Source organism: Archangium minus (assembly GCF_044360475.1).
Classification (GTDB): Bacteria; Myxococcota; Myxococcia; order Myxococcales; family Myxococcaceae; genus Archangium; species Archangium minus.
The window spans coordinates 12,107,951-12,130,498 of record NZ_CP043494.1; the positions used below are offsets into that span (position 1 = coordinate 12,107,951).

Annotated in this window: 19 protein-coding genes; 9 read left to right on the plus strand and 10 right to left on the minus strand. The window is 68.5% G+C overall.

Annotated features, from left to right (window positions below):
- Nucleotides 1-23: 23 nt before the first annotated feature.
- Entirely contained in the window at nt 24-1,571 is a 1,548-nt protein-coding gene (atpA, locus tag F0U60_RS49730; RefSeq protein WP_395811431.1) for a F0F1 ATP synthase subunit alpha, read from the plus strand.
- A gap of 72 nt (nt 1,572-1,643) precedes the next feature.
- Here atpA and F0U60_RS49735 read toward each other — a convergent pair whose 3' ends face one another.
- From F0U60_RS49735 to F0U60_RS49745, 3 genes are read right to left on the minus strand one after another with little or no spacing between them, the layout of a single operon-like run.
- Nucleotides 1,644-1,970, minus strand: a complete 327-nt coding sequence (locus F0U60_RS49735; RefSeq protein ID WP_395811433.1) for a hypothetical protein — start codon at nt 1,968-1,970, stop codon at nt 1,644-1,646.
- Nucleotides 1,971-1,974: 4 nt separating this feature from the next.
- Complete coding sequence (locus F0U60_RS49740) at nt 1,975-2,913, minus strand: hypothetical protein (protein WP_395811435.1); 939 nt, start codon at nt 2,911-2,913, stop codon at nt 1,975-1,977.
- 39 nt (nt 2,914-2,952) lie between these two features.
- Nucleotides 2,953-3,189, minus strand: a complete 237-nt coding sequence (locus tag F0U60_RS49745; protein ID WP_395811437.1) for a hypothetical protein — start codon at nt 3,187-3,189, stop codon at nt 2,953-2,955.
- A gap of 117 nt (nt 3,190-3,306) precedes the next feature.
- Here F0U60_RS49745 and F0U60_RS49750 point away from each other — a divergent pair, with 117 nt between their 5' ends.
- Nucleotides 3,307-4,935 (plus strand): sigma 54-interacting transcriptional regulator, encoded by a 1,629-nt coding sequence (locus tag F0U60_RS49750; RefSeq protein ID WP_395811439.1) that lies wholly within the window; start codon nt 3,307-3,309, stop codon nt 4,933-4,935.
- Between the two features lie 6 nt (nt 4,936-4,941).
- Here the strand turns inward: F0U60_RS49750 and F0U60_RS49755 are convergent, their stop codons facing one another.
- A complete protein-coding gene (locus F0U60_RS49755; protein ID WP_395811441.1) occupies nt 4,942-5,796 on the minus strand; it encodes an HAD family hydrolase in 855 nt (284 codons plus the stop codon).
- A gap of 543 nt (nt 5,797-6,339) precedes the next feature.
- Here F0U60_RS49755 and F0U60_RS49760 point away from each other — a divergent pair.
- The 5 genes from F0U60_RS49760 to F0U60_RS49780 all read left to right on the plus strand — a co-directional run bounded on the left by F0U60_RS49760 (nt 6,340) and on the right by F0U60_RS49780 (nt 12,300).
- Complete coding sequence (locus F0U60_RS49760) at nt 6,340-8,919, plus strand: PAS domain-containing protein (RefSeq protein WP_395811443.1); 2,580 nt, start codon at nt 6,340-6,342, stop codon at nt 8,917-8,919.
- 76 nt (nt 8,920-8,995) lie between these two features.
- Nucleotides 8,996-9,682 carry a TetR/AcrR family transcriptional regulator gene (locus F0U60_RS49765; RefSeq protein ID WP_395811445.1) on the plus strand — a complete coding sequence of 229 codons (687 nt, stop codon included), beginning with the start codon at nt 8,996-8,998 and terminating at the stop codon, nt 9,680-9,682.
- Nucleotides 9,679-10,266, plus strand: coding sequence for a hypothetical protein (locus F0U60_RS49770; RefSeq protein ID WP_395811447.1), 588 nt, complete (start codon nt 9,679-9,681; stop codon nt 10,264-10,266). The genes F0U60_RS49765 and F0U60_RS49770 overlap by 4 nt, the downstream gene beginning before the upstream one ends.
- 102 nt (nt 10,267-10,368) lie before the next feature.
- Nucleotides 10,369-11,211 (plus strand): OmpA family protein, encoded by an 843-nt coding sequence (locus tag F0U60_RS49775; RefSeq protein WP_395811449.1) that lies wholly within the window; start codon nt 10,369-10,371, stop codon nt 11,209-11,211.
- A gap of 99 nt (nt 11,212-11,310) precedes the next feature.
- Entirely contained in the window at nt 11,311-12,300 is a 990-nt protein-coding gene (locus tag F0U60_RS49780) for a hypothetical protein (RefSeq protein WP_395811451.1), read from the plus strand.
- 60 nt (nt 12,301-12,360) lie between these two features.
- On the opposite strand, the gene F0U60_RS49785 is transcribed toward F0U60_RS49780, so the two are convergent.
- The 5 genes from F0U60_RS49785 to F0U60_RS49805 all read right to left on the minus strand — a co-directional run bounded on the left by F0U60_RS49785 (nt 12,361) and on the right by F0U60_RS49805 (nt 18,951).
- Nucleotides 12,361-13,053, minus strand: coding sequence for an NTP transferase domain-containing protein (locus F0U60_RS49785; protein ID WP_395811453.1), 693 nt, complete (start codon nt 13,051-13,053; stop codon nt 12,361-12,363).
- Nucleotides 13,054-13,444: 391 nt separating this feature from the next.
- Nucleotides 13,445-13,807: a CBS domain-containing protein gene (locus F0U60_RS49790; protein ID WP_395811455.1), complete on the minus strand. Its 363-nt coding sequence runs from the start codon at nt 13,805-13,807 to the stop codon at nt 13,445-13,447.
- A 111-nt stretch (nt 13,808-13,918) separates the two neighbouring features.
- Nucleotides 13,919-15,907, minus strand: coding sequence for a Hint domain-containing protein (locus tag F0U60_RS49795; RefSeq protein ID WP_395811457.1), 1,989 nt, complete (start codon nt 15,905-15,907; stop codon nt 13,919-13,921).
- 289 nt (nt 15,908-16,196) lie between these two features.
- On the minus strand, nt 16,197-18,089 hold the full coding sequence (locus tag F0U60_RS49800; RefSeq protein ID WP_395811459.1) for a Hint domain-containing protein: 1,893 nt from the start codon (nt 18,087-18,089) through the stop codon (nt 16,197-16,199).
- A 271-nt stretch (nt 18,090-18,360) separates the two neighbouring features.
- Entirely contained in the window at nt 18,361-18,951 is a 591-nt protein-coding gene (locus F0U60_RS49805; RefSeq protein ID WP_395811461.1) for a hypothetical protein, read from the minus strand.
- A gap of 153 nt (nt 18,952-19,104) precedes the next feature.
- Between F0U60_RS49805 and F0U60_RS49810 the strand changes: the two genes are divergently transcribed.
- Together F0U60_RS49810 and F0U60_RS49815 are read left to right on the plus strand one after the other, a co-directional pair.
- On the plus strand, nt 19,105-20,313 hold the full coding sequence (locus F0U60_RS49810; RefSeq protein WP_395811463.1) for an OmpP1/FadL family transporter: 1,209 nt from the start codon (nt 19,105-19,107) through the stop codon (nt 20,311-20,313).
- Nucleotides 20,314-20,403: 90 nt separating this feature from the next.
- Complete coding sequence (locus tag F0U60_RS49815; RefSeq protein WP_395811465.1) at nt 20,404-21,684, plus strand: YecA family protein; 1,281 nt, start codon at nt 20,404-20,406, stop codon at nt 21,682-21,684.
- A 10-nt stretch (nt 21,685-21,694) separates the two neighbouring features.
- Here the strand turns inward: F0U60_RS49815 and F0U60_RS49820 are convergent, their stop codons facing one another.
- Nucleotides 21,695-22,450 (minus strand): class I SAM-dependent methyltransferase, encoded by a 756-nt coding sequence (locus tag F0U60_RS49820; RefSeq protein ID WP_395811467.1) that lies wholly within the window; start codon nt 22,448-22,450, stop codon nt 21,695-21,697.
- Nucleotides 22,451-22,548: the final 98 nt, after the last annotated feature.

Genomic DNA, 22,548 nt, shown 5'->3' on the forward strand with positions numbered 1-22,548 from the left:
CCGCCCCTGTGCAAGGACGCAAGATGGAAATCCGCGCCGACGAGATCAGCAGAATCATCCGGGAGCAGATCAAGGACTACGGCAAGAAGGTCACCGTCGCCGAGACCGGTACCGTGCTCTCCGTGGGCGACGGTATCGCCCGCATCTACGGGCTCGAGGGCGTGCTGGCCGGCGAGCTGGTGGAGTTCACCAACGGGGTGAAGGGCCTGGTGCTCAACCTCGAGGAGGACAACGTCGGCGTCGCCATCATGGGTGACTTCAAGGACATCCGTGAGGGTGACCTGGTCAAGCGCACCGGCACCATCGCCTCGGTTCCCGTGGGCAAGGGCCTGCTGGGCCGCGTGGTGAACGCGCTGGGCGAGCCGGTGGACGGCAAGGGCCCCATCCAGGCCACCGAGGTGCGCAAGCTGGAGGTGAAGGCCCCCGGCATCGTGAAGCGCAAGAGCGTGCACGAGCCCCTGCAGACGGGCATCAAGGCCCTGGACGCCCTGGTGCCGATCGGCCGCGGCCAGCGCGAGCTCATCATCGGTGACCGCCAGACGGGCAAGACGGCCGTCGCCGTGGACGCCATCATCAACCAGAAGGGCCTGAACGTCTTCTGCGTGTACGTGGCGATCGGCCAGAAGCAGTCCACCGTGGCCCAGGTGGTGGAGAAGCTCACCCGCTTCGGCGCCATGGAGTACACCGTGGTCGTCACGGCCAACGCGTCGGACCCCGCGCCGATGCAGTTCTTCGCGCCGTACGCCGGCGTGGCCATGGGCGAGTACTTCCGCGACAACAAGATGCACTCGCTCATCGTGTACGACGACCTGTCCAAGCAGGCCGTGGCCTACCGCCAGCTGTCGCTGCTGCTGCGCCGGCCGCCGGGACGCGAGGCCTACCCGGGCGACGTGTTCTTCATCCACAGCCGCCTGCTCGAGCGCGCCGCCAAGCTGTCCGACGCCGAGGGCGCCGGCTCCCTCACGGCCCTCCCCATCATCGAGACGCAGGCCGGTGACGTGTCGGCCTACATCCCGACGAACGTCATCTCCATCACCGACGGGCAGATCTTCCTCGAGACGGACCTCTTCTTCTCCGGCGTCCGCCCGGCCATCAACGTCGGTCTCTCCGTGTCTCGCGTGGGCAGCGCCGCGCAGATCAAGGCCATGAAGCAGGTGGCCGGCACCCTGAAGCTGGACCTGGCCCAGTACCGCGAGCTGGCGGCCTTCGCCCAGTTCGGCTCGGACCTCGACAAGGCCACCCAGGAGACGCTGGCGCGCGGCGCCCGCCTCGTGGAGGTGCTCAAGCAGGGCCAGTACGAGCCCATGCCCGTCGAGAAGCAGGTCATGCAGCTCTACGCCGCCACCAACCGCGACGACGCCAACAAGCGCGGGTGGATCCGCCAGGTGCCCGTGTCCGACGTGGTGCGCTGGATGCGCGAGTTCATCGAGTTCGCCGACGGCCGCTACCCGCAGATCGCCAAGGACATCGCGGCCAAGCGCGAGCTGACCAATGAGATCAAGGCCGCGCTGAACAAGGCCCTCGCCGAGTTCAACGACATGTTCCAGCCCACGGCTGGCGCCAAGATCTGATCCGCGTCACCTCGGACTGAAGCTTCACCCGAGCCCCGCGCTCCCTCTTGAGGGACGCGGGGCTTCGTGTTTTCAGGTGAGGACCCGCCCGGCCACCTTGAGCGCCTGATCCAGGTAGCCCGCGAGCTCGGTCAGCCGGCCCACCGCCTGGGTCACCTTGTGCAGGTCCTCGGCCGCCTCGGTCAGGGCGTGGTTGGTCTCGTGCATGGCGTCAGTGGCCTGTTTGAACTCGGCCGACTCCGCGTCGAAGCGCGCGCCCAACAGCCGCATCAGCAGTTCGCGCAGCCGCTTGCCGTGGGCGAGGTACTCGGCACGGGTCTCCTGCGGAAGGGCGCCACTCATCGACAGGTCGAAGCTGCGCTCGACAATACGGGTCAACGTCTGGGTGTCGAAGACCATGGCGTCACTCCTTCTGGGGCTCGCGGATGCGCTGGACAGCGGCGGCGGCGGTCTCCACCCGGCCCCGGAAGGACTGCATGGCGGCGGAGAGCTCCTCGAAGGACTCCGGCTTGCGATCCGCGCGGGCGAAGCGCAGCAGGGCCTCGTGTGCGTCACGCAGGGCGCGGGCCAGTTCCACGGGGTTGGCCACCACCAGCGCCTCGTAGGACTCGGAGGCGCGACGGATGTCGTCCAGCACGGCGCGGCGCTCGGCGAGCGTCAGCTTTCCGCGCTGGAGGTTGTAGTACATCACCCGGAAGGCCAGCGCCTGCTTGGCACCCGTGAGCCGCTGGGGCCCGAGCACCTCCACCATGTCCTTCTCCAGCAGGTTAATGATGGCGTTTACCTGCGGCGAGCCCTGCTCGATTCCCTTCTGGAGGGCCTGGCCCTGCCTGGCCTCGAGGAAGAGTGAGCCCACCACGCCCACCAGCGTCGTCACCGGCTCCACGTACTTGCTGGCCGTGGAGTCACCCTTGCCCGCCAGCGTCTGCAACTGCTGACCCAGGGAGCCGAGCTGCGTCCCCAGGGCGGTGGCCCCCTCGGGCAGCTTGCCCGCGTTCTCCGCGCCAGCCAGGGTGGCCAGGCGCTCGGCGTAGACCCCCAGCAGGGCGATGGCGTCCATGCGCGCCTGAATGGACTCCGGCGAGAAGAGCGTCCCCACCAGCGGCGTGGGCTGACCGGCCGCGTCCGCGGCGAGCACCTCCAGCGCTGGGTCGTATAGGCGCTCGTCGAGGTAGACATCCCGCTCGAAACGGTTGAGCTCCGAGTAGTACTGGCCCAGCGCGGTGCTGGCCTTGGTGTTGCCCTGTTGGAACAAGGCGACAGGCTCGCGGTAGCTGCCCGGCGTCTTGCAGCCCGCCAGCAGCAGCATCAACCCGAGCACCCACCCTCGCATCCCTCTCATCGACTCTCCCCGAGACTGAGTGGCTACGACTTCCCGAGCCTACTTCTCCTGTGTGGACGAGTTCTCCTGTGTGATGGAGGTGCCCTCCACATCCTCCGTCCATTCCGAGGAGGGAATCACCACGGTGCCCGGAATGGGAGGCCGGGGAGGGGGTGGCTTGTTGGCCGCTTCACGTTCCGCCAGGACCTCCGGCGGCGGCGGCGGCACGTCCGTGTAGACGGTGTAGCGCGCTTCGTAGGTGCGGATGCGCTCTGGAGGGGAGACGTCCATCAGCATGGGGGTCGGCTCCCAAGGGAGCGGCCAGTCCCGCCCCCTCGCCGGCGGGTGGCCTCGGCCCATCCAACCAGCGGTGTAGACTCACGAACGTTGATCGCCGTACCCAGGGGGCGCTCCATGCAGAAGAAGATTTCCGACGATTCGGCGACGACGGCCACGCACTTTCGTGGCTGGGAGAGACCCGCCCAGAGCACCGTGCCGGCCCTGACACTCGTCTCCCATCCACAACCCGAGCGCATCGGAGAGCGCCTGCTGCTCGAGATGTTGGCCGCCGTGGGCAGGACGGCGTCCCTGTCACGCAATGCCCCCGAGTTCTCCCACCCCGGAAGCCTCCTGGCGCGGCCCCTGGGAGATCCCTTCCTCAGCCGCAAACCCGTGCAGTTCGAGCCTGGAACGCGTGGGCGCCTGCGGCTGCTCGCGCCCGAGGACGGCACGCCGGTGCGGGTGGCGGGTCAGCCCGTCCGAGGAAGCCGAGAGTTCACTCCCGCGGAGGTGGCAGCGGGTGTGCCGATCGTGCTCGCCGAGCGCGTGGTGGTGCTGCTCCACCTGGCGCTCGCGCCCGAGCTGCCTCCCACGGGGGACCTGGGCATGGTGGGTCAGGGCGAGGGCGTGCGGCGCGTGCGCGAGGACGTCCTCCGCGTGGCCGACCTGGATGTGCCGGTGCTCGTCCGAGGAGAGACGGGCTCGGGCAAGGAGCTGGTGGCGCGCGCCATCCACCAGAACAGCCCGCGCCGCGGCGGCCCCTTCATCAGCGTCAACCTGGGCGCCCTCTCCAAGGAGCTGGTCTCCGCCGAGCTCTTCGGCGCGCAGAAGGGCGCGTACACGGGCGCCGCCAAGAATCGCGAGGGCTTCTTCCGCGCCGCCCACGGGGGCACCCTCTTCCTGGATGAGGTGGGCGAGGCTCCGCCCGAGGTGCAGGTGGCGCTGCTGCGCGTGCTGGAGACGGGCGAGGTGTTCCCCGTGGGCAGTCACGCGCCAGTGCCCGTGGACGTGCGGCTCATCACCGCCACGGACGCCAACCTGGAGGAACGCATCCGTCAGGGTGTCTTCAAGGCGCCGCTGCTGCACCGGCTGGCGGGTTTTGAAATTCAGGTGCCGCCCCTGCGCGAGCGCCGCGAGGACATCGGCCCGCTCTTCCTCCACTTCGCCCGCCAAGAGCTGAAGGCCACGGGCGAGCTGCAGCGGCTGTCGGGCGCGGGCCCTCACACCGAGCCGTGGCTGCCCGCCTCGCTCGCCGTTCGCCTGGTGCGCTACGCCTGGCCCGGCAACATCCGCCAGCTGCGCAACGTCACCCGGCAGCTCGTCATCGGCAGCCGCGGCCTGCCGGGCCTGCGTGTCGATGCGCGGCTCGAGCAGGAGCTGGACGCCTCCGTCCTCCCCCTCCCTGGCTACGCTCCGACCCCGCTCCCCGCGCGCACCGCCGCGGACACACCGCTCCCCGAGGAGACGTCCCCCACCCGGCGCAAGCCCTCCGATGTCGGGGAGCAGGAGTTGCTGACGGCCCTGCGCGCCAGCGACTGGGATCTCAAGGCGACCGCGGAGCGGCTGGGGATCTCCCGCGCCTCCGTCTACATGCTCATCGAGAAGAGCTCCCTGCTGCGCACCGCCGGGGACCTCAGCCCGGAGGAGATCTCCCGCTGCTTCCACGAGTGCCAGGGAGACCTGGACCAGATGGTGCAGCGGCTCGAGGTCTCCAAGCGCGCGCTCCAGCGCCGCGTGCGCGAGCTGGGCCTGGGCAGCGCCTGACGCGCCTCAGCCGCGCAGGCGCGGGAGGATGGCGCGCAGGCTCGTGTCCATACCGCCGCGCGCCCCGAGCGAGGCGATCGCCTGGCGCTCGTACTCGAGCGTGTTGGTGCGGGCCACGAACTGCACGCTGGCCCCGAGCGCCGCGGGCATCGCCAGGTCCAGCTCGAAGATGTCGCCGGCCACCAGCGTCGTCTCCGGGGAGGTGTCCGTCTCATTCCAGATGCGGCGCAGCGCCTCGTAGTAACGGCCGCGGCGCAGGAAGATGGGACGCACCAGCGAACCCTCCACCCGCATCGTCTCGGGCAGGGCGTCGAAGACGGCATCGGGCGCAGCGGGAGACTCGATGAGGAACTTGCGCGCATCGCCGGACACCTGCAGGCGCTCACGGCCACGCGGCGCCAGCTTCGTCAGCTTCGCCTCTACCGTGTCCGTGTGCGCGTTGGTGACGACGTGGATGGGCAGCCCCGTGTCGAGCAGCGCCTCCAGCACCTCCTTCGCCTCGGGCTTGAAGGCCATGCCCACCTGCGCGTAGGCCTCGCGGTAGAGCCTGTCCAGCAGCGCCGCCCGCTCCACCTTGTCCGGCAGCACCCCGAGCCGCTCACACAGCCGCCGCGCCACGAAGTTGGACAGCAGGTACGGGTCCGCCGTGGCCGGCGCCACGATGCGGCCTCCCACCTCCCAGCCGTGCTCCTCGGTGCTGGTCACCACCTGCGCCTCCACCTCCGCCCACCCCGCCTCCATCACGTCCCGGCCGAGCTCCTCGGACAGGCGCCTGCGGAAGTGCTGGACGAAGGGCGCGCCTTCCGCCGCCACGTCGGTGAAGGTCCCGTCGAAATCCAGCACCACGCATCGAATCGCCATCGTCCTGAGTCCTCTCTGTCGCAGGAAGTGGGAATTAGGCTCCCTCCAGCACCGGAATCAAGCCGGAGCGCGTCAGTCCAGGCGGTGGAACCACTGGGGGCGTAGGCGTGTCAGACCCTCCGTGTAGAACGAGGGTCGCGGTCGGCGGAGGAACCGTGGGCCCCGGCGTTGGGGAGACGCTGGGGCCCACGGGCATGTCAGACCCCCCCGATAGAACTCACGGTGTCGGCGCGACGTGGCGCCACATGCTCCGGTAGTCCCCTGGGAAGGCTACTGGAACATCCATGCAGTAGGGCTGCACTTCCGCCGGGCACCTTCGGGTGCTGGCGGCGGGGCGGCGCGTCCGGATCCCCTCCCCGGGCGCGCCGCCTCTTCTTTTGCGGGCCCCTTCTCGCACGGCCTCTTTCTCGCTTTGTGGGAAGCCCCCGCCACACGCCGCCAGGCTGACGGAAGAAACGCGCAGTGGACGACGCAGGGCTCCGCGCCCCCGCGCCTTTTCCGGACGCGCCACTATTGTGTGAGCGGGGGGGAATCCACGCAGGCATGCCCGACACCAACCTACCCGGTCTTCCGGAAGCATCAGCCCTGCTCGCGGAACGCGAACACCTGCGAGCGTTGCTGCGGATGATGCCCGTGGGAGTCTTCATCGTGGACGCGCAGGGTCGGCTCGTGGAGGCCAACCCCGCCGCGGAGACCATCTGGGGAGGCGCGCTGCCCCAGGTGGGCCTGGAAGGCTACGGCGTCTTCGAGGGCTACTGGCCCGGAAGCAGCCAGCGGCTGAAGCCACAGGAGTGGGCGCTGGCTCGCACGCTGCGGGACGGGCAGCCGGTGGTGAACGAGGAGGTGGAGATTATCGGCTTCGACGGCGTGCGGCGCACGGTGCTGCACTCCACCACGGCCCTGAAAGACGAGCAGGGCACCATCCTCGGGGCAGTGGCGGTGAAGGTGGACATCACCCCGCGGCGGCAGGCGGAGCACGCCAAGGCCTTCCTCGCCGAGGCCACGCGCCTGCTGGTGGAGTCGCTGGACTGGGAGAGCACGCTGCAGGCGATGGCGCGGCTGGCCACGCGCCAGCTGGCCGACTTCTGCCTCATTGACGTGGTGGGCGACGACGGCGAGCTGCACCGCCTGGCCGCCACCGCCCGGGAGCCCCACCACCAGGCGTTGATCCCCGGGCTGATGCACTTCCCGCCCAAGGTGGGCAGCCAGAGTCCACTGGCGAAGGTGTTCATCGAGGGCCGCTCGCTGCTCATCCCGGAGCTCTCCCACGAGACGTTGGCCGCGCTCGCGCGCTCGCCCGAGCACCTGCGGGCCATGGAGCTGATGGGGCCACGCGCCTGCATGGTGGTGCCGCTGTCGGTGGGCGCGCGCCGGGTGGGGATGATCAACTTCATCCACGCCACGCCGGGCCGGCACTACACACAGCGAGAGCTGGGGTACGCCGAGGAGCTCGCCCGGCGCGTGGCCTTCGTGGTGGAGCATGCCCGGCTCCTCCGGGAGACCCAGGGAGCGCTGAGGGCACGTGACACCTCGCTGGCGGTGCTGGAGTCCTTCCTCGCAGCCTCACCGGTGGGCATGGGCTTCGTGGACCGCGAGCTGCGCTACGTCCACATCAACCCGGTGCTGGCGACCATCAACGGCAAGCCTCCCGAGGAGCACCTGGGACGCCGCGTGCACGAAGTGCTGCCAGAGTTGGCGGAGACCCGTGACGTGGAGCGGATGCTGCGCTCCGTGATGGAGCGCGGCGCGCCCCTGCTGAACTTGGACGACACGGTGTCTGCGCGCTCCGACACCCCGCCACGCCTGGTGCGCACCTCCTTGTTTCCGGTGATGGCGAAGGGGGAGACGCTGGGCGTGGGCATGGTAGTGCTGGACATCACCGAGCAGAAGCGGGTGGAGGAGGGACTGCGCTTCCTCGCCGAGGCCACCGCCCAGCTGTCCGCGTCGCTGGACCTGCGCACCACGCTGGAGAACACCGCGCGGCTGGTGGCCGAGCACATGGCGGACTACTGCCTGGTGGACGTGCTCTCCGCGGACGGGCAGCACCTGGAGCGGGTCGCGGCGGTGTCGCGTGAACCCGGCAAACAGCGACTCCTCGATGAGTCCTCGCGCTTCTCGACCCTCAACCAGCCGGGCTCTCCCATCCGACAGGTCCTGGAGTCGGGCCGGGCGGCGCTGATGTCCGAGGTGCCCGAGACCTTCATGAACGACCGCATCACGGACCCCGAGCCCCGGGCCGTGCTGGAGCAACTGCGCCCGCGCTCCGTCATGATGGTGCCGCTCATCGCCCGGGAGCGCACGCTGGGGGTGCTGTCGGTGGTGAGCCAGGACCCGGCGCGCCGCTACACCGAACGCGACCTCGCGTTCCTCGAAGATCTAGCCTGGCGCGCGGCGCTGGCGGTGGACAACGCGCGGCTCTTCCAGCAGGCGGAGCAGGCGGTGGCCGCGCGGGACGAGTTCGTGGCCATCGCCACGCACGAGCTGCGCACTCCCCTGTCCGCGCTGAGTCTGCAATTGACGGCGCTCCAGCGCGCGGTGGACACGGGGCGCCCACCCACCGAGGAGCGGCTGAGGCAATCCCTCCTGACAGCCCGGCGGCAGACAGAGCGGCTGGAGCAGCTCGTCAGCCACCTGCTGGACGTGTCGCGCATCTCCACCGGACGCATGGAGCTGGAGCCGGAGGCGGTAGACCTCTCGGAACTGGTGCAGCGTCTGGTGTTGCGCTTCGAGGACAAGCTGGCGGAGTCCGGGTGCACGCCGGTGGTGCGCGCGGACGCACCGGTGGTGGCGAAGGTGGATCGGCTGCGCGTGGAGCAGGTGCTGATGAACCTGCTCTCCAACGCGATGAAGTACGCCCCCGGCCAACCGGTAGAGCTGAGCGTGGCGCTCGAGCAGCAGGAGGCAGTGCTCGGGGTGCGGGATCACGGACCGGGCATCTCCCCGGAGGCCCAGGCACGCATCTTCGAGCGCTACCAACGGGCCTCGGGCCGGCACTCGCGCGAGAGCCTGGGGCTGGGCCTCTACGTGTCCAGGCAGATTGCACGCGCCCACGGCGGTGAGCTGGCGGTGCAGAGCACGCCCGGCCAGGGCTCGCACTTCATCCTCCGCCTCCCGCTCGGCTGAGCACCCCTCCCCCGAGCCCCACCCGGGACGATTCCCTTGCGCCGCGACCAAAAACTGAGCATGATCATTCTTGAGCATGGTCACTTCTCGAAAGAGTCGCGCCCGTCCGGAGCCCACCGAGGCCCCCGGACTGAGGGAGCGCAACAAGCAGGAGAAGCTGGAGCGCATCCAGCAAGCAGCGCGGGAGCTCTTCGCGAAGAAGGGCTTCGCGGAGACGACGACGCGGGAGATCGCCGAGCGGGCGGGCGTGGGCACGGGGACGCTGTTCCTCTACGCGCGCACCAAGGAGGAGCTGCTGATGCTGGTGCTCTCCGAGCGAGTCGAGGCGGTGCAGGAGGAGCGCTTCCGCACGCTGCCTCGGGAGGCCCCGCTGTTGAAGCAGCTACTGCACGTCTTCGAGGGCTTCTTCACCTTCTACGCGAAGGAGCCAAAGCTGGCGCGCATGTTCATCCGGGAGCTGCTCTTCCTGGAGCCGGCTCCCGCGGGCGAGCGGCTCCAGCTGGAGCGGACCTTCGCGGCCCGGCTGGCGGAGCTGGTGGCCACCGCTCGCGAGCGCGGCGAGGTGGCGCCCGACGTGGACCTGGAGACGGCCGGGTTCAACCTCTTCGCGCTGTACATCACGACGCTGATGGGCTGGCTGTCCGGGGCGCTGGGTCCCGGGGAGAGCTGGCGGGTGGCACTCGAGCGCGCGCTCGCGCTCCAGCTCCGAGGCTTCGGGCCGGGCGAGCCCCCCACATCCAAGAGCAACCGGAGGAAGTCATGAGCCACGAGGCAACCCTGACACTGAGACAGGCGCGCGAGCGCTACTTCGAGGAGAACGGTTTCGGGACGGGAGGCAACTACGACGAGCGCTGGGTGCGAGTGGACGTGGGCCCGGTGCCGGTGTGGTTTCCCAACTCGGCGGAGCGGGTGCGCGCGCTGCGCTTCCATGACCTGCACCATGTGCTGACGGGCTACCGGACGGACTTTCCGGGCGAGTGCGAAATCTCGGCCTGGGAGGTGGCGGGCGGGTGCACGAACCACTGGGTCGCGTGGCTCCTGAACCTCTCCGGCATGGGCGCAGGGCTGTTCTTCATGCCGCGCCGAGTGGCGAAGGCCTTCCAGCGGGGCCTGCACACGCGCAACCTCTACCGCGCCGAGTACGGCGAGGCCCTGCTGGGACAAACGGTGGAGGAGATGAAGCGCGCGCTCGGAATGGACAAGCCGGTGCCCGCCCCGACGTGGAAGGACCGGTGGACCCTCGTGGGCTGGTCGCTCGCGGCACTGCTCACCTCCGCACTGGGCGTGGCGCTCTCCCTGACACCGCTAGCACTGGTGGCGTGGGCGCTGGCGAACCTGCTGCACTGAACGGCACGCGCACGTGCCCACCCCTTGCTCCTTGAGACCTACCCGAGCGCCCTGAATATGTTCTGAGCTCCAACCAACCACGAGCGCCGAGGAGAGGCCCGGATGGAGCGAGCAACGAGCGACGCGGAGAAACGCCGGCGCGTGCGGTTGCCATGGGTGTTGCTCGCGGGCTCGCTGGGGGTGTCGGTGTTGGGCGGCTGGGTGGCCTCGCGCTCCATCTCCTCGCTGTTGACGCGGGTGGAGCAACTCGAGCGCGAGGCCAACGAGTCCGAGGCTCGGGTCGCGGAGCTGCAGGTGCTGCGCGACAGCATGATTCGGCGACTGCGCCTGCTGGAGCAACAACAGCAGGGACTCACCAGCCAGAACGCGACCCTCAACAAACGGACCGGCGACCAGAATGTGCTGCTCGCGCGGCGAGAGGCGGTGCGCGCAGAGCTGGAGCAACTGCTGAAGGCGGAGTTGGAAAGAGGCGAGGCCTTCCTGGAGGAGTCGGAGGGCCGGCTGCGGGTAGAGCTGGCGGACCGACTTGTCTTCGAGCCGCGCAAGGCAGTGCTAACCCCTGGGGGCACGGAGCTGCTGACGCGGGTGGGCACGAAGCTGGCGGTAGAGGGACACCAGGTGCAGGTGGCGGTGCACACCGACGCAACGCCGGAGACACCCGAGTCCACCTCCGCGTCGACGAGCTGGGAGCTGTCGGCGTCCCGCGCGGTAGCAGTCGTGCACCTGCTGGGGGAGAAGACGAAGCTGACTCCAGAGAAGCTGGTGGCGGCAGGGTACGGGCCCGCCCACCCGGTGGTGCTGGATGACGGACCGCAGTCTCGGGAGCGCAACCGAAGACTGGAGCTGCAGCTCATGCCCGCGCCCCCGCCGCTGAAGCCCGCGCCCCCGCCAACCCCGCCCGCGGAGCAACGGCTGGCCAAGAAGCGCCCGGGTCACACCCGCTGACGCGGGCCTTCGAAAATCCTTTGAATAAATAAAGCGAGCAGCCGTCCGAGCGCCGGGTCACCCACCACTGACCCTCCTCTTCCGCCCCGGAGACTCCTCGTGCCCAACCTGAGGCAACTGCTGTGTGCGGCCCTGGCGACTGGCCTGCTGCTCGACCCTGGTGTGGCGGAGGCGCGCTTCGGTAAGCGCTCCAGTTCCTCCTCCAAGTCCTCCAGCTCTGGCAGTGGGAAGGTCCACGACGCCTCGCCGGTGGGCTCGAGCGATGACGACGACGATGACAGCTCCAGTGGCTCGGGCGGATACAGCGGCTCGAGCAGCTCAAGCTCCAGTAGCTCGAGCAGCGCGTCCGTCTCCAGAACCGTGGATACCGTCTCGACCCTCCTCGACGTCCTCCTCTTCGTCGCGGACACCGCCGACAGGGTACGGACCTACGAGACGACCACCTACGAGAGCACGCCCGTCACCCTCATCGATGACGGCCACACGCCGATGTATCCCTACTCGTACCGGCCGCCGGAGGTTGAGCAGCAGCAGCAACAACCGGCACCGCAAGGAGGCAGCCGCAACCCCGTGCTGTTCCGGCTGGGCTTCGAGGGACAGTCGCTGGGAGATATGGAGGGCTCCGCGCTCGCGCTGAACGTGGGGCTTGAGGGGAAGGTGGTGGGCGTGAACGGCTCCGCGCTGTCACTCACCCTGCCCACCGATGATGGAACGGAGGGCGAGGACGAGATCGACCTGTACGCGGCGCACCTGACCCTGGCGATGTACTCGAGCCCTCGGGGACGGCTGCGCGGGGAGCTGGGCGTGGCGGCGGCGAAGGCGCCGGACATCACCTTCGTGGGCCCGAGCCTCGGCCTGTCCTTCGAACACTGCCTGGGCGGAGCACTGGATGTGGAGGCCCGCGCGCAGCTCGTGCCGGTGCCCTACCTGCAACTGGACTCGCAGGCGGGACTCGCGCTGCACCTGGGCGTGGTGGCGCTGCGCGGCGGCTGGCGCTACTTGTTGCTGGACGACCGAGGCCATGTCGACGGCCAGGCGCACCGCGACACCTTCAGCGGGCCCTACGTGGGCCTCGGCCTGAGCATCTGACAGCCACTCCCCACTCCCTCCACGGAGGAAAGCGGGGAGGGTCTCCAGCCAGCTCCGGACTCACTTGCCGGAGATGCCTTCGGACGCAGCCTCCAGCGAGGCCGGAGCCGAGCTTCCCGCCGTGGTGGACTCGGCCTTCTTGCCCCGGCGCTTGGGCGGCGGAGCGAGCCGCGGCGCGGAGCCGAACAGCCGCTCATACGTCTCCGGGGTGTTGATGTTGACGACGACGCCCGGGTCCTTCACCGGGACGCGGCGCACCTGCATGCCCCGCACAGCCCCCTCCAGCGACGTGTCGCCCGAGACCTCCTTGTCTCGCAGCCGCTCGGCGGCGGCACGCGACAGGATGATGGGGTAGCCCGGAGCGCCCTCGAACTCGGGACGGAGGGCCTCGAGCGAGTCCCCCAGCCCCTTCATGAGCGACTTGAGGGTAGACGCCCTCAAGGCGGGCATGTCCACGGGGTGAAGGAGCACCACGTCCGCGCCTTCCTCGAAAGCGGCCTCCACTCCGGCCTTCACCGAGGCGAGCTGACCGTCCTGCCAGCGCTCGCTCTCTACCAGGTGGACCGCGGGGTGCTGCTCCCTCACGGCATCGGCCTCCTTGCCGATGATGCCGATGACCGAGCAGCCGGCCTTGCCAAACGTCGATGCGAGCGACTGGAGGAAGCTCTTACCCCCCTCATGCTCGATGAGCGCCTTGGGGTAGCCCATCCGCTTGGACTCCCCCGCGGCGAGGATGATTGCCACTGCCTTCATGCCACGCCTCCTCGAGCCCCCACCGGTTGGCGTGGGAGCGACCCGCTACAGGCTGGCAAGCGTCGAGCATTCTGGCCTCGATCCCGGGGGCTAGGCGTCTGGTACAAGGCATTTGGGAGGAGATCACTGTTCACCAGACACGGAAAGGCAACGCCATTCCGCTCATGAGCAAACTTCTTACCCAGAGTCCTCCCTGAGCAGGGAGGTGCTCGGCGCCAGAGACGGCCTCGACCTGGGGCTGAGCAATACACCCCGGGAGTTGTCCACACGCACACGCCGCGAAGTGGAGGGACCCATACCCTCCCTGGGAGCATCCCTCCGGTGACAGGACTCACCGGGGGGAGCACCTGGACCCGATTGCCCGCCAACCCTATGAGGTGGCGGACGGGCGCTAGTGCACCCAGTTCGAGCGAGTGCCCTGCCCGCCCGGCACGAAGCTCAGGCGTGAGGAGCGATCAGCGGACGACTCACCTGCAATTCCTTCCGAGGCGATCGTCGCGCGGGCGGTCAGAATTTCAGACATACGGGCCAGGGGAAGCGTGGACCAGATGCGGTGCAGCTCCTCCTCGCTGACGTGTCCGAGGATCTCACCGTGTCGTTCATCCACCACTGGCAACAGGTGCACGCCATAACGGTGCATCACCTCGAGCGCGCGCATCACCGTATCCCGCGGATAGAGGATGATCTCAGGCATTGCAACAACTTGGGGTTCGACGATCCGGCGCGACACGAGTACCTCCAGGAAGAAAGCCATCCAGGCTGTCCCGTCCGTAGCAAGCTGCCTGCCAATCACAGAAAGGCGAAGGGGCCACCCCGTACAGCCGGGATGACCCCTTCTTGAATCACCAAGGAAACCCTGGAGGATTTACCGGCGTGCCTGGTACCGCCGGAAGTCCTCATGCCAGGCGCCATTGAGCCGCGTCAGCAGCTCGCGGGCATCCGGCGTGCGCTGCTTCTCCAGCGTGGCCTGCATGTGACTGTCACCCACGAGATACCCGTTGGCGTACAGCGTCCGCGCCTCAGGAGCCACGCTGGCCAGTTCCTCCGGCGTGCCCAGCGCGAAGTTGAACACCTGACCGGAGAAGGGAACGCGCTCCACGCCCACCAGCGTCGCCGTTCCAGTGCGCGTGAGCAGAGCCTCGCCCACCTTCAGCTCCCGGGCCTGCACCACACCGCGCTTCGCCGTCACCATCGGGTGGGTCTCGGTCACCATCACCTCGCCCCCGTGCTCATCCTTCAGCTTCACCAGGGGCTTGTGCTCGCCGCCGCGCGACACCGCTGTCACCGTCAGCGCCACACCCTTTCCATTCGTCAACAGCTTGTCCCCCAGCTTCACCTGCTCCACCGGCACCGTCTTCCCGTCCGCCGTCGTCACCTGCGTGCCCTCCGCGAGGCAGGCATTGCGCCAGTCGATGTTCACGATGTCCTGGAAGCGCGAGCGGGTATAGGTGGTGACCCTGTTGTTGATGGGGTTGGTGCAGGTGGCCTTCACGGTGGCGCGCAGCATGAGGCGCGCGTTCTGGAACGGATCCAAACAGTCCTTTCCGAAGTCCGCCACGCCGTTGAAGGGCACGTGCAGCAGCAAGGGGGTGGAGGTGTCGAAGAAGGGCGTCTGGAAGGGAATGCCCCCCTTGAGCACGCTGGAGCCCGGGGCCGTGCCCGCGGTGCACTTACCGCCCCGCTCCATCAGGACGACGTTCACGTCACTGGTGAGAGTGTCGACCGTGCAATAGGGAGGCAGCGAGACCAGGTACTCACCGCTCATCACCACATAGAGGTGTGAGATGTCATAACCACCGACGGGCTCCCAGTACTGGCCCTGGGCGGAAATCCACTCGCCCATGGGGGGCTTGCTCGCCTCGGGGTCCACGGCAGCAATGCCGGTGAAGGGCTTGGCGAACGGCGTGAAGACGCCGGTGACAGGGTCCTTGTGCCCCGACGTGTAATCACAATCCAGGAAGCCCGAGAGGAAACCCCGCTCGAGGCAGGTGCGGATGGGGTTGTCCTGGTAGTGCTTGCCGGTCAGCTCACGCGGGTGCGTGATGCTCAAGGTGTTGTAGTCCCTTGCCCCCAGCGCCACAATGGATGACTCGGCCGCCGTATAGGACAGGTGCGCCTCGCCGGTGGACTCGTCGAAGGCCACGGCCATCGAGTCCACGAAGAGCTCCTCCCCCGTGCCCACCGTCAGGCTGAGGTCGACCGGCGGCGTCTCGAGGACCGCGCCCGCGTACTCCTCGAGGGACTGGGTGTCCAGCACGCGGAACTGCGTGCGCTCGGGGTTGGTGGCGAAGGCCGTGACGTCGGCATAGGAGTAGTCGGAGCCGTTGAAGCACGTCACGAGGCCGGATGCCTGGAAGCGAGCCACGGAGGCATCCGTGGTCGCCACGTCGGTGAGCGGCAGCAGGTGGCCGCACCGGGAGCCTTCCGAGGACTCATCGGTGGTCGTCGAGTGGAGCAGGGCCTCGCGGGTCGCCGAGCCCGGAGTGCCGGTCTTCTTGTCCTTACGGGCCTTCTCCAGGCGGCGGAAGAGCTGCGGCGAGTTCTCCGGCGTGTTGCCAGCGGCCTCGAGCCGGTTCTTCACGAAGCTGTACTGAGCGTCATCGGAGAGATCGATGGGCATCTGCCTGCCGTCACCGTTCTTCCGGTCCCCCTTGCCCTGAGCCTGGACCTCCTGCTGCCACCGCGCATAGAGCCGGGCCATGTGGAGCGACTCGGCCGCCAACGCCTGTCGATCCACCTCCTGCCGCGACGGGAGCTTCTGCTGGCTGCAGCCGGTGCCGAACATCGACAGGCACACCAGGGCTGGGACAAGACGCGAAATCCTCCGGGACGATGCCTTCGACAGCACGTTCATAAAATCCACCTTGCGGGACGACAACAACACTCGACTCCTCTCGACGCGAGAAGGAGGAACACGGGGCGAGCGGAAGTGGTCGCCGGTTCGTCCAACAAAGTGGGGATTCCTCACTGGATGTGAAGACAAGAAGAGAAAAGACTCTCCCCGCCTGTCCAAACACAGACATCCCCCTGAGAAATCTCGTAAGCAGCAGACAATCCTTTTCGTCCGCCGGGACGAACACGATGTCGACCCAGCGGATGTCTGTAGAAAGGATTGGGTAAAGTTTTTCCCTATCCGGCGCGCGCTACTTCCGCGTGAGCCGGGCCCTGGAGAGGCGGAAGTCCTCGTGCCAGGCGCCATGCAGCCGAGCCAGCACCTCGCGCGCGTCCAGCCGCTTCTGCTTCTCCAGCTCCGCCTGCAGCTGGCTGTCCCCCACCAGGAAGCCATTGGCGTAGAGCGACCTCGACTCGAGCCCCACGTGGGCCAGCTCCTCGGGCGTACCCAGAGAGAAGTTGTAGACACGCCCCTCGTACGGGACGCGCTCCACGGCGACGAGCTTCCTCGCCCCAGCGCGCGTGAGCACGGCCTCGCCCACCTTCAGCTCGCCGGCCGGCACCACACCCCGCGCCACCGTCACCAGGGGGTGCGTGTCCGTCACCTGCACCTCGCCCCCGTGGTCGTCACGCAGCTTCACCAGGGGCTTGCGCTCGCCCCCGCGGTGCACCGTCGTCACCGTCAGCGCCAATCCCTTGCCGTTGGCCAGCAGCGTGTCGCCCACCTTCACCTGCTCCACCGGCACGGCCTTCCCGTCCGCCCGCGTCACCTGTGTCCCCTCCGCCAGGCAACCCCGCTTGTAGTCCACCGGCTGCACCTCCGCCTTCGAGGGGCAGCGGAAGGGCTCGGGCTCGCCGCCAAAGGGGTCCGGACAGGTCCCTTCTGCGTAGACCCAAATCTCCAACCGGACATTCTGCGCGTTGTTCAGGCAGTTGCCCGTGCCGAAGTCCATGATGCCGTCGAAGGGAAACTCGCCGGGCGCGGTGGACGGCTTGAAGGGCAGCTCGCCCTGGGCCACCGTGGTGCCGGGCGTGCCACCCGCCTCGCACAGCCCGCCCGTGTCCAGCAGGATGGCCGCCACCTTGCTGGTCACCTTCGTCACCTGGCACTCCTCGAGGACGTGGGGCACGAACTTCCCGCGCGTGGGGACCTGGAAGCGCGTGGGGTCGAAAGGCTTCACCTCAGGCTCCCAGTACGCGCTCCTGTCCGGAATCCACGTCGGCGTGCCCCCGTCCAGGGCAAAGGCCTTCGAGGCCTCGACGTCCACCGCGGCAATGCCCGTCGCGGCGCCCGCGAACGGCTTCCAGCCGCCATCCGGCAGGACACGCACCGCGCCGTAGTCGCAGTCCAGGAAGCCTTCCGCACTCCCGCGCTCCAGGCAGATGCGGATGGCCTGGTCCGACGGCGTCTCATCCAGTAGCTCGCGCGGGTGGTCAACGAGGATGTCCCCCTCGCCGACGGGCGGGTGCAGCGTGGCCGTCACCGACGTATAGGTGAGGTGCTCCTGGCCGGTCACCTCGTTGAAGGCGATGGCGAGCGAGTCAGCGAGCAGCTCCTTGCCTGCCAGCCTGGGCAGGGAGAGGGACAGCGGCGCCGTCTCCAACACCTTGCCGCCGTACTCCTCATAAGACTCGGAGCCCACCGGCTCGAAGACCATCCGCGCCCCATCCGTGATGAAGGCGTTGAGGTCCACGAAGGCATAGTCCGAGCCGTTGAAGCACGAGGTGAGGCCCGTCCCCTGGAAGCGCGCCTGGGCCACGTCGCGGCCAACGCCACCGAGCGGAATCATGTGCCCGCACCACGCTCCCTGCGTCGTGCCGCCCAACCCCGACACGCCCGCGGCCTGCTTCCCCCGGCTGCGGATTTCCTCCAGGCGAGCGAAGAGCCGAGGGGCATTCTGGGCGTTGAGCCCCGCGGCCTTCAGCCGGTTCTTCACGAAGCGGTACTGCACCTCATCGGAGAGCTCGATCGGCATCTGCGCGTTGGCGCCCCCCTTCTTCGACTGAGCGTGAAGCGACTGCTGCCATTGCGCGTAGTACTGCGCCATGGCGCGCGAGTCCTCGGGAGCCTGCCGTTGCTGGCTACACCCGGCACCGAGCGCGGCCAACATCATCGCCAACATCATCTTCGAGGGACTTCTCATGGGGCTTTTTCCAAGGGCATGGGGATGACGACGCACCTCCCCTGTCCACAGGGAGGGGGAGCCCTGGTGGCGTGATCTCTCGAGGGATTGCTCAATGATGGGTCGGAATGCACACGCCCCGGCTCGGCGCTCAACGTGTGTCTGCCTTGAGCGCCGTGCAGAGGGAACGGGGTTGCGTGTGAATCCAAAAACACCCGGAAGAGGGCCACGTCTGCCTCACGACAGCCAAGGGTGTCCACGGATGGACGCGGCCCTCTGGATGGGTGCTCCGTTACTTCTTCTTCATGGACTCGAGCAGCTTGCGGAAGTTCTTCTCCGCGCTGGCGACGGTGCGCTCGGGGCCGGTGAGCTTGAAGAAGACCGGGCCCTCGGGGCCCTCGACGATGGCACCAAGCAGGCGAGAGCCAGGCTTGGGCGTGGAGGGGCCCATCATGGGTCCACCGCCGGTATAGGTGCCCTTCACATCCACCGTGGTGACGGCGAGGCCGTTGACGGTCTCCTTCTTGGTGCGTGCGTCCTTCTCCGTCACGGGGGTGCCGTCCGCCTTCTGGAACTGGCCCAGCCAGCGCTTCACGTTGGCGTCCACCGCGCCGCCCTGGCCCGCGCCGAAATAGAAGACGGCCAGCTCCGCGCCCTCCGAGTCCCCCTTCGCGGGAGCAATCCGGTAGGTGGCCACGCGCATCGGCCGGGAGCCCTGTGACTCCCAACCCGTGGGCGCCGTCCAGGTGAGCCCGCCTGCTTCGGCCGCCCCCTGCGGGGCCTGCTGCGCCGCCGGCGGTGCATGGGGGTTCGTCTGCTGCGTCTGGGCCTGGGCCATGCCCACGGCAGCCATCATCGTCATCACACCGAGAAATCGTTTCATGGGCCCAACCTATACCGAGCCCGGCCCCCTGGCATCGCACGCTTTCTGTCTGCGAGCACACGCGCCATGGCCCGCGCGACGGGGATGCGGCCCACCTGGGTAAGACACACGCTTACCCCCTGAAGTCAGACGCCGCGAAATAAGGACTCGCGTATGAAGAAGACACTCATGGCAGTGACCCTGCTCGCCGCCGGCGCCAGTCAGGCGTCGGGCCTCGCCATCGACACCCAGAGTGGCCGAGCCACTGGCATGGGCTCGACGGGGGTGGCGAGCGCAAAAGACTCCTCGGCCATCTTCTACAACCCGGCAGGCATCCTGGGCGTGAACAAGCTCGACGCCCAGCTCGGAGATGCGCTCATCCTCGTCAACCTGGGATTCACCCCTGAAGGGGGCGCGGAGCAAAGCCAAAACACCGTCTCCCCTCCGCCGCACGCCTATTTTGTCTACAAGTTCACCGAGCAGTTGGGTGCGGGCGTGGGTGTCTTCACGCCCTTCGGTGCCAACAGCCGGTGGCCCGATGACTTCGTGGGGCGGCAGATCGCCATCGCGTCGTCGGTGACCACCTTCGACATCAATCCGACACTGGGCTTCGCGCCCGTGAAGTGGCTGCGGATTGGCGCGGGCGCGCAGATCGTCTACGGCATGGTGGAGGTCGAGCGCCGGCTCGTCTTCGGCGCCGGCATCCCCGAGGGCTCGTTGCAGCTGACGACCGACACCTGGGGCTTCGGCTTCAACGCGGGCGTGCAGGCAGACCTGGTGCCCGGGATGCTCACCCTCGGCGCCACATACCGCAGCCGGGTGGGGATGGACACGGAGGGTGACGCGGACTTCGAGGGCGTCCCGCCGGGCCTCCCAGCACCCATTGCCGCGTCGCTCGTGGATCAACCCGTCACCCTGGACGTCACCATGCCAGCCACGGTGGGGCTCGGTCTGGCCTTCACCCCGACCCAACGGCTGACGCTGGCCTTCGATGCCAACTGGGTGGAGTGGTCCACCATCCAGGAGCTTTTGTTCCAGTTCCAGACAGTCCCCGCGCTCAGCGAGCCGGCCCCCAAGCGGTGGAGCGACAGGTGGAACTTCCACATCGGCGGGGAGTACAAGGCCACGGACGCCCTGGCGCTGCGCCTGGGCTTCATCTACGACCCAACCCCCACCCCCGAGGAGACGCTCACGCCGGACCTGCCGGACGCCGACCGTCTGAACTTCTCGGCGGGCCTTGGCTACGCCCTCTCGAATTTCCGGGCGGACCTGGGCTACCAGTTCGTCATGCTCCAGGACCAGCGCAGCACCGCCGAGGAGCTGCCCGGTACCTACAGCGGCTCGGCCCATGTGATTGGCCTGACGCTGGGTTACTCGCAGTGACGCGCGCAGCCTGCTAGAGGACTCGGGTGAGGATGGGGCCCGGCACCACCGTGTGCCGGGCTTCGTCATTTCCTCGAGAGGTTGAAGGACATGAGCCGCGAGAAGCCCGGACGCAACGACCCCTGCCCCTGCGGCAGCGGCAAGAAGTACAAGGCCTGTCATGCCGCAGAGGACCGGGCGCGCGAAGCGGCGGCGGCTCCCTCGGCTCCCCCCCAGCATCCGCTCGCGAATGATCTGCAGGCGGCGATGAACATGCTCGGCGAGGCGGACCTGACGCGCGTCTCGGAGACGCTGGACAGGCTCGGCGAGCTGTTGACCCAATGGGGCCCCGCCCCGGGCCTGCGCTTCGATGCCGAGGCCTTTGACACCCATGTGTCTCGCGAGCTCGAGCGCCTGGAGTCCGCCGTTGAGCGCGACCCCAGCCAGGCGCGTCACATGCTGAGGCTCAGCACGGTGCGCGAGCTGGGGACGCGCTCGTTCCTGGAGAAGCTGCGCGCCACGTTGCTGGCTCGGGCCACCACGGCGGGGCTCTCCTCGGAGGAACGTCAAGCGCTGTGCCTGGGCGCGCTGCTCTCCTCCACCCCGAAGAACGGCCGTTTCCAGCCTGAGGACCGGCCCGTGCTGGATGTGGTGTTCGGCGTCCAGTTCCGCGAGTGGGGTGCGAGCCAGGGGCAGAAGCTGGCCGCGAAGCTGGGGACGCTCGCCGAGAGCGCGGACCTCTCCGATGAGGCACGCGAGGTGCTCCGCAAGGCCGGCGAGGGCGAGATGGAGCCCCTGGTGAAGTATGTGGAGTCGGATCCGCGGCTCGCGGCGCGCATCGCCCAGGAGGCTCGCGAGCGCGCGGAGCGGGTGGAGGCCGCGATGCGTCAGCCCAACACGCCCTCCGTCTTCGCCCCCGAGGAGCTGGTGTGGCTCACCAGTGTCCTCTGGCAGCCTTTGAGCACGTTGAAGTCGCCGAGCCTGGACGCCCAGGCCCGCAGTGCTGCCGTGTCCTCTTTCCTCGCCGCCGTGCGGACCGCGTTGGACTCGGACAAGGAGTTCCTCGCGAGCCTGTTGGATCGGCTGCGCATCCTGTCGAAGGATGCGTCGCTGAACCAGATGACGCTCGACTTCTACACCGACGCCGCTGTGGCCTTCGAAGCGGAGCCGGTGCGCATGGTGCTCGCCGCGATCCTCACCTCCCGCAGCGAGCCCCACGCGCGCTCCGCCGAGGAGCAGGTGGTTCGCGCGGACCTCGAGGCCAAGGCGCGGTGGACCGCCGAGGACCTCGAGCCCTATCGCGAGCTGCTCGAGCGCATGGGGCTGCCCGCCCCCACCGAGCGCATCCGCCGCGCCCAGGAGTGGTTGCGCGCTCACCCCATCGCGATGTGACAGCGCTCCGTCAGGAGGCCTGGCGAGCGAACACCAGGAAGTATTGGTCCGGGAGGAAGTCGTGCGTCCCGGTCTGCTGGTAGCCCGCCGCCTCCAGCTCCTTCCGCACCTGCTCGGCCGTCAGCTTGTGCTCCCGCGGCGGCCCCTTCGGCGAGTCCTCGCGGTAGTCGATGACCACCACACGGCCCCCGGGCCTCAGCTTCTCCCCCAGCTTCTTCAGGTACGTCACCCGGTCGTTGATGTGGTGGTACGTGTCCACGATGAGCGCCACGTCCACCGGCTCCGGCAGCTTTGGATCCGCTGGCTCGCCTAGCACTGGCTCCAGGTTGTTCACGCCCTCGCGCTTCGCGCGCTCGCCCAGGTAACGCGCCATGTCCGGCTCGATGTCCACGCCGTACACGCGCCCCTGTGGCACCGCCCGCGCCAGCCTCACCGCGAAGTAGCCCGTCCCCGCTCCTATGTCCGCTACCTTCGCGTCCGCCGGCAGCTCCAGCGCCCTCACCACTTCGTCCGGCTTCTGCCACGCGTCTCGCTCCGGGTCATCGAAGCGCTTCGCCCACTCCTCCGCGTCCTCGAAGCGGTGCGGCATCCCTCCGTGGTGCTCCCCGTGTCTGTGTCCGTGTCCTTGCCCGTGCCCGTGCCCGTGTCCTTGCCCGTGCTGGGTGTGGGTTTGGGCGTCGCTTCCGTGCTTGCAGGCGGTGAGCGACAGGAGCGCCGCGGTGAAAAGGGCTCGCAGGGCTCGGGGGGGAATGATGCTCGCGGTCATCTTGGCTGCCTCCATTCTCAGGGGCGCCCGAGCCTAGTCCTCTGCTCGCTTGTGTCCACGGGTCGTGAGGCCACAGCGATGGATATACCCTCACCCCG